The following is an 11,986-nucleotide window of genomic DNA, read 5'->3' as shown; positions in this document are numbered from 1 at the left end:
CGAAATCTGCCGATTTCTCAACAACGCCTTTAAACCCCGTACACGACCGGCGGCCTCCGCACCCGACTCTCGTCCAACAGGTGACCACACCACCAACCCGGTGAACCAATCCGGCCACCGCACTAGGGTCCCTGCCGTGGCGTGAAACTGCCCGGCCGCGTCGGATCGCGGCCGAGATGACATCGATCGCGTCCTCGTGCTGTCCGGCCGAGGGCATTCTTGTCATGGGAGTCTTCCTTGTCTTCTGCCAGCAACGTGCTGCTCGTCGGGGATCGGGTCAGTGCTCTGATGGACGCCGAAGCACTCGGCAAGGGAACTCGGTTCCACGATGTGGCGATTCTGGAGTTCATCGCGAAGCGGAACCCTGAGAACGTCCACGACAGGATTCGCGTGGCGACCGAAATGGTCCGGCGGTTCGAGGGGCCGTCGCGATCGTTGTAGGGCATGCTTCAGTCAGGGCGGCGCGCTGTGCTGCCGGCGCATATGGCGTCGTCCTGGCCGGGCAGGCGACCCACGAAGGAGTGTTATGCAGCAGGTGAAGGCGGTCATCGCGCGGACCGAGGGCGCGCCGGTCGAGATCGTGACGATCACCGTGCCGGATCCGGGTCCCGGCGAGGCCGTGGTGAAGGTGCAGGCCTGCGGCGTGTGCCACACCGACCTGCACTACCGGGAGGGCGGGATCAACGACGAGTTCCCGTTCCTGCTGGGGCACGAGGCCTCGGGCGTCGTCGAGGCGGTCGGTCCCGGCGTCACCGAGGTGGCGCCCGGTGACTTCGTCATCCTGAACTGGCGCGCGGTGTGCGGCCAGTGCCGTGCCTGCCGGCGCGGGGAGCCCTGGTACTGCTTCGCCACGCACAACGCCACACAGAAGATGACGCTGGAGGACGGCACCGAGCTGACCCCGGCGCTGGGCATCGGCGCGTTCGCCGAGAAGACGCTGGTGGCCGCGGGGCAGTGCACGAAGGTCGACCCCAGTGCGCGCCCGGCCGCGGTCGGGCTGCTCGGCTGCGGGGTGATGGCCGGCATCGGCGCGGCCGTCAACACCGGCGGCGTCACCCGCGGCAAGTCGGTCGCGGTGATCGGCTGCGGCGGCGTGGGCGTGGCGGCTGTCGCCGGCTCGGCGCTGGCCGGCGCGGACCCGATCATCGCCGTGGACATCGACGCCAAGAAGCTCGCCACCGCCACCCGGCTCGGCGCCACCCACACCGTCGACTCCTCGGCCACCGACCCGGTCGCCGCCATCCAGGAGCTGACCGGCGGCTTCGGGGCGGACGTGGTGATCGAGGCCGTCGGCCGCCCCGAGACCTGGAAGCAGGCCTTCTACGCCCGCGACCTGGCTGGCACCGTGGTCCTGGTCGGCGTCCCCACCCCGCAGATGCGCGTCCCGGACCTGCCGCTGATCGACGTCTTCGGCCGCGGCGGCGCCCTGAAGTCCAGCTGGTACGGCGACTGCCTGCCCAGCCGCGACTTCCCGGTCCTCGTCGACCTCTACCAGCGCGGCAAGCTCGACCTCGACGCCTTCGTGAGCGAGGAGATCGCGCTGACCGACATCGAGGCGGCGTTCGAGCGGATGCGGCACGGCGAGGTCCTGCGGTCGGTGGTGATTCTCTGATGGGGGCGGCGGCGCGCGTCGATCACGGTGTCACATCCGGGACGTTCACCCTGGACGGCGAGACGTTCGAGGTCGAGAACAACGTGTGGGTGGTCGGCGATGAGCGCGAGTGCGTGGTCATCGACGCCCCGCACTCGGTGGACGGGATCCTCGCGGTAGTGGGGGAGCGGCTGGTCAAGGCGATCGTGTGCACGCATGCGCATGATGACCACGTCCGCGTGGCGCCGGAGTTGCGGGAGCGGATCGGCGCGCCGATTCTGCTGCACCCCGCGGATCGCCCGCTGTGGGAGCTGGTGCACGGCGGGCCGGAGGACGCGGAGGCGACGCTCTGGGATGTCGACCTGAGCGACGGGCAGACGTTCGTCGTCGGTGGCGTCACGTTGCGGGTGCTGCACACGCCCGGGCATGCGCCTGGGGGTGTCTGTCTATACGCACCTGAACTCGGCTGTGTCTTTACCGGCGACACCCTGTTCCACGGCGGTCCCGGGGCGACAGGGCGTTCTTACAGCGACCGTCCGACTCTTGAGGCGTCGATCAAGGCCAAGCTGTTCGTGCTGCCTGACGAGACGGTCGTTCACACCGGACACGGTGAGGACACGACTGTCGGGGCTGAGCGCGAGCGCGGGCTCTAAGGGCCCGCCCGCCGCACCGGCGGTCCTACTTCCCAGCCTTAGACAGCGCCTGCTGATCAGCCAGCGCGATAGCCAACTCGCCAGCCGCATTGGGGTGCAGCGGCGCGCGGTCCTTCGGCCCCTGCACGAACGGCTCCGCGCTGCACAGCGCGTGGCCCGAGAACGACGGCCGCACGGACGTGAAGCCCGCTGCGTCAGCGCCCTGCTTCAGCGCGTTGTTCAGCTGGTCCAGCCGGCCTTGCAGGGTCGTGGCCTTGGAGCCGTCCACGTCCTCGGCCGCCAGGCAGGATGTGTCCGGGCCGAAGGGGTCGTAGTACTGGTTGACGATCACCATCGGGTGGTTGGGCAGTGCCGCGAGCTGGGTCAGCAGTTCCCGGTAGTCCAGGACGAACGCGGCGGTCTGCTGCTGGAAGTAGGCGTCGGTGGCGCGGTCGTCGCAGTCGGGGCTGGCGGCGCAGAACCGGGTCAGGTCGGCCCAGTGCAGGTCGTCGGCGCCGATGCTGACGATCACCACGCGGGCGTCGGGCGCGCGCTGGAGCTGGGCGATCTGGGGCGGGGCGGACAGGGGGCCCGCGGGCTGGGCGTCGAGCAGGCCGGTGCGGACGGTCGCGCCGGAGCAGGCGAGGTTCAGGACGTTCCAGTTGTTGACCTCGGCCAGTTGTTCGGCGAAGGCGTCGGCGCTGCGGCCGCAGGCCTTGTCGAGGGGGTCGGCGCCGGTCACCGGGCGGTTGCCGATGCCGGCCGCCGTGGAATCGCCCATGACGACGGCCTGGATCGTGCCCAGGGTGGGGCCGTCGGCCGGGGCCACCGGGTAGCCGGAGCTGCGGCCGACGAGGTCGGACAGGGAGTGCACCTGGCGCAGGGCCGCGGGGGTGCCGGAGGCGAGCAGGCCGAAGCCGATGAGGTTGACGGCGGTCATCGCCACGGTGCCGCTGAGCAGTACGGCCGCGGTGCGGCGCAGCGAGTAGCGGCGCAGGCCGGTGACGGCGGCCAGGGCCACGATGACGATGCCCGCCGACACCGCGCCCTCCCACAGCGCGTAGCGCAGCCAGCCCTCGGAGAGCTGACGGCCCAGCAGGCCCACGCTGTTGTGGTCGCCGGAGCCGAGGAGCTGTTCCAGTTCGGCGTTGGCGGTGATGTGGGTGAGCCGCAGCCGGGGGCGGACCGGCCCCGGGAAGTGCGGCTGGGTGGAGATGGTCTGGCCGAACAGGTCCATCTCGCCCGGGCCGGAGAAGCCCAGGCCCGGGGCGGCGGCCCCGACCTCGACGGTCTGGCCGGCCCCGGTCACCGATTGCAGCGGGGTGATGCGCACCGCCATCCACAACGCCGCGAGCAGCAGGAACAGCGCCGCGAACGGAACCAGAGCGCGCAGCGCCCATCGGCGCCACGCGGTGGGCGTCGAGTGCGAATCGGCTGATGTCGCGTTCCGGACGAGGGACATAGCAGAGGCATACCCTTGTATTTGCGGCTGTCACGGTGGTCGCTCCGAGTCGAAGACCACACCGGTCGCCGCCTGGTGGCGGCGACATGAAGGTTCAACGTCATCGCCCCGCCACCATTCCATAGGCGGCCACACGTTTTCAGCCGCCGGCAGTCTCAACTGCTTTCATGTCGTCAGCCACAGCCACAGCCACAGCCACAGCCACAGCCAGCCGCCAGTTGTCAGCGGTAAGCCGTAAGCCGCCATCAGTCCCGCCTGCGCGCCGGCAGCAGCGCGAAGCCGGCCAGCCGCCCCAGCCCGGCCACGTCCCCGCGCCGGGCGGCCGACGGCGTCAGGGCCGCGGCATGCAGTCGGGACGCCAGATGCCGGCGTCCGGCGCGGGAGGCGCGGTTCCAGCCCATCGTCTTCATCCGGTCCGCCTCGGCCAGGAAGAAGTCGCGCTCCTCGTGGAAACGCGTGCCGTCGGTGGCCTGCGTCGAGGACTGGCTGGCCGGGTGCCGCCGGTAGCGGAAGCTGACGTGGTCCGACAGCGCCAGCTTCTCCCCGGCCTTGATCAGTGACAGCGTCACGTTCAGGTCCTGCACGACGGTGAACGCCGGGTCGAACCCGACGGCCTGGATCGCCTCGGTCCGCCAGCAGATCGCCGGGAAGTACATCCAGTTGCCGCGCAGCAGCGAGGCCGCCAGCTTCTCGCCCTCCATCACCTGCACGCCCCGGACGCGGGGCGCGAACACGTTCCGCTTCATCCGGTCGACCAGCGGCGTGACCACGGCGCCGGCGGCGTCGATGACCTGGACCCCGGGCTGGGCCATGGCGACCTCGGGATGGGCGTCATAGATCGCCAGCACCGTCGCGACGTAGTCCGGCAGCAGCTCGTCGTCGCAGCCGATCATCACGACGAACTCGGCGTCGGCCGTGCCCAGGCTCTTCTGGAAATTGCGCGTGATGCCCAGATTGCGTTCGTTGCGGTCGTAACGCACCCGGGGCTCCCCGGCGCTGAGTTCCGCGAACCACTCCGGGACCCCGGGCTCCTGCCCGTCGTCGATCACCGTCAGCCGCCAGCGCGGATCGGTCTGGGCCAGCACGCTGCGCACCGCGCCCTGCATCATCGGCACGTCGCCGTAGTACGGCATCACTATGTCGATCCGGGTGTCGATCCGGGGCGGTGGGGCGGGGCGGTACCGGGGCACCGGTTCCTCGGTCACTCGGGCCGCGATCGCACGATGAGGTCGGCGAGCAGCGCCATGGAGGCGATGATCAGACCACTGAGAATCAGCAGAGCCGTGTTCTGCGCGAACCGGAACGGGTGCACCACCAGGTCGAACACCGCCTTCACCGCGCCGATCCCGACTAGCCACAACGCCGGCGGCATCAGGACCTTCAGCGGGTTGAAGTACATGACCATCCGAAGGACTTGCAGGATGTAGCGGTAGGCGTCCTTCACGAACTTGAACTTGGACTTCCCGGCCCGCTTCGCGTAGTCGATCGGGATGTAGACCACGTTCTTCTGGTTGGACATGAACGCCAACGTGATCGTGGTGACGCACGAGAACCCGGGCGGCAGCAACCGCAGATACGGCTTTGCGACCTCACGCCGCATAGCGCGCAAACCCGAGTTCAGGTCCGGGATCTTCTGGTTGGTCAGCTTCTCCGCGATCTTGCGGATGACCCACTTCGCCGGTATCCGCAGCAGCCGGTGCGAACCCATCTCCGCCTTGCGGGCACCCACGACCTGGTCGATGTCGGCGTCGAAATCGAGCATCTCCACCAGTTCGGGGATCCGCTCGTTCGGATAGGACATGTCGGCGTCGGTCCACACCACGATGTCGCCCCGGGCCATCGTCGACCCGATCCGGCGCACAGTCCCCGCGCCGCCGTTCCGCGAGAACGCGACCACCTTGACGCTCGGGTACTCGATCTCGGCCTTGCGCAGCACCTCCAAGGTCCCGTCGGTCGAGGCGTCGTCGACGGCGAGCACCTCGTACGGGTATCCCGCGGAGTCCAGCGCGGCGCAGATCCGCTGGATCTCCAGCAGGACGTGCGCCTCCTCGTTGTAACAAGGCAGAACCACACTGACGTGCGGCACGATGTCGGCCTGCTCCGTGATCGTTCCTGTGGTCATGACAGACATGACAGACACACCTTTCCTTGTGAAACACCCGATGTTCTTGCTCGCTCCGCCGGGTCGGCCATCAGCACGCGCTTCCCGTCAGCACGGGTCTCCCATCAGTACCCGTTTCCCATTAGTACCGATCAGGGCACTGATCAAGCCTCGGCCGCGGGCGGATCCGCCGATCGCCGCCGGCGTCGGCGCCGGCGGCCGAGCCACCACTCGCCGGCCGGCACGGCCAGCAGGCCGAGCGCGACGACCCCGGACACCGCCGTGGCCGCCGTCTGCCGCGGCAGGTCGTAGTGCACCGTCACCGTGTGCCGGCCGGCCGGCACGTTCACCGCGACCAGGCCCTCGTCGGCCGGCACCAGGTCGGCGCGGTGCCCGTCGACGGTGGCCTGCCAGCCGACCTGGTCGGCGTCGGCGACCACCAGGTAGCCGGCGCCGTGGGCGTCGACATCGGTCGTGATCGAGTCCGTGCCGTCGTCGGACACCTGGACCGTGGCCGGCTGCCCGGACCCGGCCGGTCCCGGATCGGACAGCACGACCGTGTCGTCCGGCAGTGTCCCGGAGGCCAGCATCGACACCCGCTGGTCCGGCGCGGGGACGACAGTACTCTGCGACGCCCACCGGATCCGGGGCAGGGCGTTCAGCCGCTGGTAGATCACCGTCGAGCCGGAATACACCACGCGCAGACCGTCGGCGGCGTCGGTGACGGTGTCCACGGCCGGGAGCCCGGCGTCCGCGTCCACGGTGAGCGGGGCAGTGGCGTGCAGGGTGATCGTCGCGGTCAGCGGGGTGCCGGCCGGGACCGAATCGGCGGCCAGCGCGATCGGGAACGGGACGCCGGACTGGATCCCGGTCAACCGGCTCACCTGGGCTATCTGCCTGCCGCTCGGGTCGTGGACGGCCACCTCGATCGTCGTGTCGTCGGCCAGGGCGGCGATGTCGGCCGGTATCGCGCCCCGCGGCGTGAGCTGGATGCCGCGGACCGGGCCGGAAAGCAGCGGCACGGTGACCGGCTTACCCGGGATCAGCTGTGTGGTGCCGCTGCGGGGCGCGGTGTTCACGGTGCCGAAGATAGTGTCGCCGGGGCCCGCGACCCAGTACTTGGTGCCCAGCCGGTCCAGCACGGTACTGGTGGCCTGCAACAGGTCGCCGGGCTTGAAGTCGACGTAGGTCGTGTAGGGGATGGCGCCGTCCGGCACGCCTTGGAGCATCGTGGCGAGGTTGGCGTTCAGGAACGTGTGGCCGTTCACCGAGCGCAGGTCGTACGCGGTGCTGGTGCCGAACATGATCGCCGCGCCGCCGGCCGAGGCGTAGCGCTCGTCGCCGAGGTTGTCGGCTAGGAAGGTGTGGGTGTCGGTGACCGGGAAGAACGTCGACTTGGGGGAGTGCGGATAGTAGCCGCGCATGAACTGCGCGCCCTGGACGGCGGCTAGCACTATCAGCGTGCCGGCGGCGCCGAAGCGGACGTAGCGGGCGCCCTCGCGGTTGCCGATCTTCGGGTGGGCGGCGACGAAGAGCGCCGCGACGCACGCGATCGCGACCGCGATGATGCCCGCCGCGTACAAGATCTCGGTGTGGTAGAGGCTGAGCGCCTTCTCGACGCTCTGGCCGCTGGCCTTCGCGGCTTCCCGCATCGTGCCGCGGCCGTGGTAGGCCATGGCGATCCCGGACCCGGCACCGCCGGCGACCACCGCCCCGGCCCACAGCTGACGCCGGGACCAGGTCTTCGCCTGCTGTTCCCGCTGTTGCCGGGCCCGCAGCAGCAGTTCGAAGCCGACGGCGACCAGCACCGCGAGCAGGAAGCCCAGGATGCTCCGGGCCCGGCCGACGAAGTTCTGCTCGAACAGCGAGCGCAGCACCGGCAGCTTCTGCGCCCCGGCCAGCGGCGGCCCGCCGAGGTAGATCAGCTCGGCCCAGGCCGCCGTGGCCGCCGTGATGAACACCCAGGCGCCGGTGGGCAGCGTGGCCCGGCTGCGGCGCGGCATCGCGACGGTCACCAGGATGAGGACCACGGCCGCCGCGCCGATGTAGGAGACGGCCTCGACCATGTTGCGGTCCAGCACGAACTGGACCGGGTCGTGGGCGTCGACCGTGCCGAACGGCCAGGGCGAGATCGAGGTCAGGACGCTGGCGAAGGGCAGGGTGTCCGCCGAGGTCTGGTCCCGGTTCACGACCATCCAGGACTTGTAGAACGTGAGGAACGGGATCAGCTGGAACAGGGCCAGGCCGACCCCCGCGGCCAGTGAACCGCCCAGGTACAGCACCGGGCGCAGCAGTCGGCGCAGGTCCTCGCGATGCTCGCCGACCAGCCGGACCAGTGCGTAGGCCGCGGCGGTCAGCAGGGCGTAGCCGGCGACCGACGGGAAGCCGCCCAGCAGCAGGGCCGCCACCGGCAGCGCGGCCAGTGCCGCGTCCCTGGCCCGGCGCTGCTGGATGAAGCGCTCGACGACCCAGAACAGCGCGGGGATGAACGAGGCCACCCTGGTCTGCGGGAACCCCAGCCAGGCCACCATGAACCCGCTGCCGGCGAAGACGATGCCGCCCAGGAGCGCGGAGGGCCGGGACAGGGACACCCGGCGCAGGAACAGGAATGCGCCACCGACCGAGCAGACGATTTCCAGAAGTCTTTCATAAGCCGGGGCGAGCCAACTCGGCATCACATAGAAAGGCACCGACAACGGCGAGTAGAGCGCGTAGTCGGGAATCGCGCCCAAAGCGCTTCCGGCCGCGCCGTAAGGATTCCATTGCGCGACTTTGCCGTGGTCCAGCTGCTGCTTGAACAGCATCTCGCTGGGGAGCTGGGAGGTGTAGGTGTCGTCCAGATAGGTATTCGACGGGACGGTGCCGACAAAGCCGTCGCTGACCCACGGCCCCTGAGTGACCAGCTCGTCGGTCGGCGCCAGCGTCGAGCTTCCGACCAGCGGGCCGCCGATTCCCCACAGCGCGAAGAGCAGGACCCCGAGTACCGCCACGACGCTCAGCGCACGCGGCCGCCGCCATTGTTTCGGGGCTTTCAGTCGAGCCGGTGTAAGCCTTTTTAGGGTTTCCAGTGGCGTCGGGGCGGCTGCTTGTGGGGTTTTCAGTGGCGTGGTCGCGACCGCGGTCGAGGCGCCTGACTCTTCGCTGGTCGGTTCACTGCTGGCCGCCATACCCGTCCGATGCAGAAGGGGTGCGCCCCTGTAGCGACACCCGAAACGCGGACGACCGTAGCCAGCGAATCTTAGGAATACGTAAAGCCGGGGCGGTCGGCAAAGCCGGCCCCGGAATAGGCGACCATCACATGAATCGGGGGTTTTCTAGCGATATAAGGGGTCCGGCATGGGGTGGCCTATCGGGATGCTGATTGACGTCGCCTTGACGTCGCCGCAGGTTGTCGGCGGTGCGACAGCGATCGGGCCCCGGCTCGCCAGGAGTACCGGGCCTGCTTAATAAGACGTTCCTGAGCGCCGTTAGGTTGCAGGCGGCCGGGTTTTGGTCGGGGCGGGCCGGCTGCGCTGTCCCCACAGGCCTTGGGCCGGCAGCAGTGCCAGACCGAAGGCGAGGAACCACACCCCGCCGACACCGGTGACGCGGTCCAGAGTCGACGGTGAGGTCGGCGGGCGGCCGTGTTGGCGGCCGACGGTGATGCCGATCAGGACGAGCAGGACACCCAGGCAACAGCCGCCGAGGACGACTGCCGCGGAGCGCTTGGCGGCAGCGTCCGGCGTACTCGCGGGTGTCTCCGTCACGTGCCGCCCCCTCGCCCTTTCCGCAGATCGGCACCTGCCAGCGCCGCCGGGCGAGTGCTGCGGACGGTGCCAACGATACTCCCGAACCCCTTCAGAACGCAGGGACAAAAGGGGATACTGGGTGCAAAGAGCTCGATTCCGGAATCGGGAAGGGAAGTGAGAGCCATGTCCGAGACCGCACCACGGCATGCTTCAGCTTCGGACATCACCACGCATCCAGACGCGATGGAGATGCGGCAGAGATTCGCCAGGGTCGTCGAGGGGCCCAGCGCCAGCACGCTGGACGGACTCGTCATCCTGTTGGGGCTGTACATGGCAGTGTCCCCGTGGGTGGTCCACTTCCACGCGGCCAACCCCGACGTGACGGTGAACAACCTGGTGATCGGCCTGTCGATGGCCGCGTTCGGCTTCGGCCTGGCCTTGCAGCCCGAGCGTCTGTACCGTCTCGGCTGGATCGCCGTCCCCATCGGCGTCTGGATGATCATCTCCCCCTGGGTGGTGACCCAGGGCCACAGCGCCCCGAAGGCGATCATCTGGAACAACCTCTGCATCGGCGCCGTGGCAGTCCTGCTCGGCTTGGCAATGCAGGGATTCACGATGGGCGCCAGCCGCGCCCGGCGCTGAAGCGGGACGGAGACAGAACCGAGGTACACGCTGAGGGAGGACAGCCGGCCGCCGAGACCGTTCCCATCGCACTACCGGGAGCGGACTCGGCGGCCGATTCGTGCAGGGAAAACCCGGTAGCGAAGGCCAGTTCATTCGCGACTCAGTAGCCTGATGGCTTCGCTAGCCTTGCGGGTATGACGGGTGAGGTCGGGTACGTAATCGGCGAGCGGTATCGACTGGTCGACCAGATCGGTCAAGGGGGCATGGGCCGGGTCTGGCGCGCGATGGACGGACAACTCGGCCGCGAGGTGGCGGTGAAGGAGATCGCGCTGCCTGCGAGGCTCTCCCCGGAGGAACGCGAAAGCTACGTCACGCGCATGGAGAAGGAAGCGCGCTCCGCGGCCCGGCTGGGCCATCCCAACGTGATCACGGTGCACGACGTGGTGCATGAGGACGACGTCCCGTGGATCGTGATGGAGCTCGTCGTCGGCGAGTCCCTCGACAGCCTGCTCAACCGCGCCGGCCGGCTGCCCTGGGAACAGGCGGCTCGGATCGGGACGCAGATCGCCTCGGCGTTGGCCCACGCCCATGAGCGGCAGATCGTGCATCGGGATCTCAAACCCGACAACGTCCTGCTGGCCGGGACGCGGGTGGTACTCACCGACTTCGGCATAGCCCGGGTCATGGATGAGACCGTGCGCCAGACCTCGGTGGGCGCCGTCATCGGCACGCCGCATTACATGTCGCCGGAGCAGGTTCAGAGCCTGGACATAGGGCCCGCCTCGGACCTGTGGTCGCTTGGAGTGCTGCTGTACGCCGCGGTCGAGGGCGGATTGCCCTTCACCAGTCCGCCCGTCTACCCGCTGTTCACCGCGATCCTCAACCAACCCACGCCGCTGCCGCGGCAGGCCGGTCCGCTCACCGGGCTCATCAACCAACTGCTGTCCAAAGACCCCGCACAGCGCCCGCCGGCCGCGCAGGTCGCGGACTATTTGTCGACGCTCGGACGCGGTGCCGCTGAGCCCACGCCGCAACCGCAGCCCGGGCCGATTCCGCAACAGAGCTATCCGCAACAGGGCCAGCGGCAACGGGGCAAGCGGCAACAGGGCCAACCACAGGCCACCGCACAGCAGCCCGGCTACTACAACCAGCCGACCGGCTGGCATCCCGGCTACGGGTCAGGTGTGCAGAGCACGTGGCCCGGGGCATATCCCCCAGGCCCGTACTTCCCGCCGCAGCAGCCGTGGAACATGCCGGGCATGGGGTTGATGCCCGGCACAGTACGTTTCGCCCACTGGGGACAGCGCGTCGGTGCCACCCTCATCGACTGGGTGTGCCTGCTCCCCGGCTACATCGGCTACATCTTCTTCTTCGCCTCCATCAAATTCACCACCGACCCGGAAACCGGCTTGGTCACCGTCAGCGGCCCCTCTTCCGCGGGGTGGGCCGCGCTGGCGATCACCGGGGTGCTCATCTTCGGCTTCTCGCTATGGCAGCTCTACCTACAGGGCACCACCGGGCAGACCATCGGCAAGCGCCTCGTCCACATCCGAGTGGTCCGCGAAGCCGATGGCGGCTACACCGGATTCGGCCTAGCCGTTCTCCGCTACATGGCTCACATCATTGACGGCCTGCCGTTTTACCTCGGCTACTTCGCCCCGCTCTGGGACGACAAGAACCAGACCTTCGCCGACAAGGTTTGCCACACCGTTGTCATCGAGGGCTAGTGCGGTGGCCGGATTGGTTCACCGGGTTGGTGGTGTGGTCACCTGTTGGACGAGAGTCGGGTGCGGAGGCCGCCGGTCGTGTACGGGGTTTAAAGGCGTTGTTGAGAAATCGGCAGATTTC

10 protein-coding genes are annotated in these 11,986 nt (G+C 69.0%); 5 read left to right on the top strand and 5 right to left on the bottom strand.

What is annotated here, in order from left to right; translation table 11 throughout:
• Positions 1 to 237: 237 nt before the first annotated feature.
• The 3 genes from IZR01_RS43185 to IZR01_RS43175 all read left to right on the top strand — a co-directional run bounded on the left by IZR01_RS43185 (position 238) and on the right by IZR01_RS43175 (position 2,244).
• On the top strand, positions 238 to 441 hold the full coding sequence (locus tag IZR01_RS43185) for a hypothetical protein (protein WP_194899994.1): 204 nt from the start codon (positions 238 to 240) through the stop codon (positions 439 to 441).
• Between the two features lie 85 nt (positions 442 to 526).
• Complete coding sequence (locus tag IZR01_RS43180; RefSeq protein ID WP_194927208.1) at positions 527 to 1,612, top strand: S-(hydroxymethyl)mycothiol dehydrogenase; 1,086 nt, start codon at positions 527 to 529, stop codon at positions 1,610 to 1,612.
• Positions 1,612 to 2,244, top strand: a complete 633-nt coding sequence (locus IZR01_RS43175) for an MBL fold metallo-hydrolase (RefSeq protein ID WP_194899992.1) — start codon at positions 1,612 to 1,614, stop codon at positions 2,242 to 2,244. Before IZR01_RS43180 ends, IZR01_RS43175 begins: the two co-directional genes overlap by 1 nt.
• A gap of 25 nt (positions 2,245 to 2,269) precedes the next feature.
• Here the strand turns inward: IZR01_RS43175 and IZR01_RS43170 are convergent, their stop codons facing one another.
• From IZR01_RS43170 to IZR01_RS43150, 5 genes are all read right to left on the bottom strand, one after another.
• Complete coding sequence (locus tag IZR01_RS43170) at positions 2,270 to 3,685, bottom strand: SGNH/GDSL hydrolase family protein (RefSeq protein ID WP_228561236.1); 1,416 nt, start codon at positions 3,683 to 3,685, stop codon at positions 2,270 to 2,272.
• Between the two features lie 245 nt (positions 3,686 to 3,930).
• Complete coding sequence (locus IZR01_RS43165; protein ID WP_323747263.1) at positions 3,931 to 4,890, bottom strand: glycosyltransferase family 2 protein; 960 nt, start codon at positions 4,888 to 4,890, stop codon at positions 3,931 to 3,933.
• Positions 4,887 to 5,807, bottom strand: coding sequence for a glycosyltransferase family 2 protein (locus IZR01_RS43160; protein ID WP_194898814.1), 921 nt, complete (start codon positions 5,805 to 5,807; stop codon positions 4,887 to 4,889). Before IZR01_RS43160 ends, IZR01_RS43165 begins: the two co-directional genes overlap by 4 nt.
• Positions 5,808 to 5,950: 143 nt before the next feature.
• Positions 5,951 to 8,776, bottom strand: a complete 2,826-nt coding sequence (locus IZR01_RS43155; RefSeq protein WP_194927207.1) for a YfhO family protein — start codon at positions 8,774 to 8,776, stop codon at positions 5,951 to 5,953.
• Positions 8,777 to 9,253: 477 nt separating this feature from the next.
• A complete protein-coding gene (locus IZR01_RS43150) occupies positions 9,254 to 9,532 on the bottom strand; it encodes a hypothetical protein (RefSeq protein WP_194927206.1) in 279 nt (92 codons plus the stop codon).
• A 165-nt stretch (positions 9,533 to 9,697) separates the two neighbouring features.
• On the opposite strand from IZR01_RS43150, the gene IZR01_RS43145 reads away from it, so the two are divergent.
• Together IZR01_RS43145 and IZR01_RS43140 are read left to right on the top strand one after the other, a co-directional pair.
• Complete coding sequence (locus tag IZR01_RS43145) at positions 9,698 to 10,156, top strand: SPW repeat protein (protein ID WP_194927205.1); 459 nt, start codon at positions 9,698 to 9,700, stop codon at positions 10,154 to 10,156.
• 176 nt (positions 10,157 to 10,332) lie between these two features.
• Complete coding sequence (locus IZR01_RS43140; protein WP_194927204.1) at positions 10,333 to 11,865, top strand: protein kinase domain-containing protein; 1,533 nt, start codon at positions 10,333 to 10,335, stop codon at positions 11,863 to 11,865.
• The last annotated feature ends 121 nt before the right edge of the window (positions 11,866 to 11,986 follow it).

This window comes from Catenulispora pinisilvae (assembly GCF_015356865.1).
GTDB lineage: Bacteria > Actinomycetota > Actinomycetes > Streptomycetales > Catenulisporaceae > Catenulispora > Catenulispora pinisilvae.
Note: the sequence above shows the minus strand (reverse complement) of the source record. Positions and strands in the feature narration are given on the sequence as shown.

Bases quoted from the DNA above. Each gene is read 5' to 3' on its own strand.
- IZR01_RS43180 (WP_194927208.1), top strand. From the start codon at position 527: ATGCAGCAGGTGAAGGCGGTCATCGCGCGGACCGAGGGCGCGCCGGTC.
- IZR01_RS43175 (WP_194899992.1), top strand. From the start codon at position 1,612: ATGGGGGCGGCGGCGCGCGTCGATCACGGTGTCACATCCGGGACGTTC.
- IZR01_RS43140 (WP_194927204.1), top strand. From the start codon at position 10,333: ATGACGGGTGAGGTCGGGTACGTAATCGGCGAGCGGTATCGACTGGTC.
- IZR01_RS43160 (WP_194898814.1), bottom strand. From the start codon at position 5,807: ATGACCACAGGAACGATCACGGAGCAGGCCGACATCGTGCCGCACGTC.
- IZR01_RS43170 (WP_228561236.1), bottom strand. From the start codon at position 3,685: ATGTCCCTCGTCCGGAACGCGACATCAGCCGATTCGCACTCGACGCCC.
- IZR01_RS43145 (WP_194927205.1), top strand. From the start codon at position 9,698: ATGTCCGAGACCGCACCACGGCATGCTTCAGCTTCGGACATCACCACG.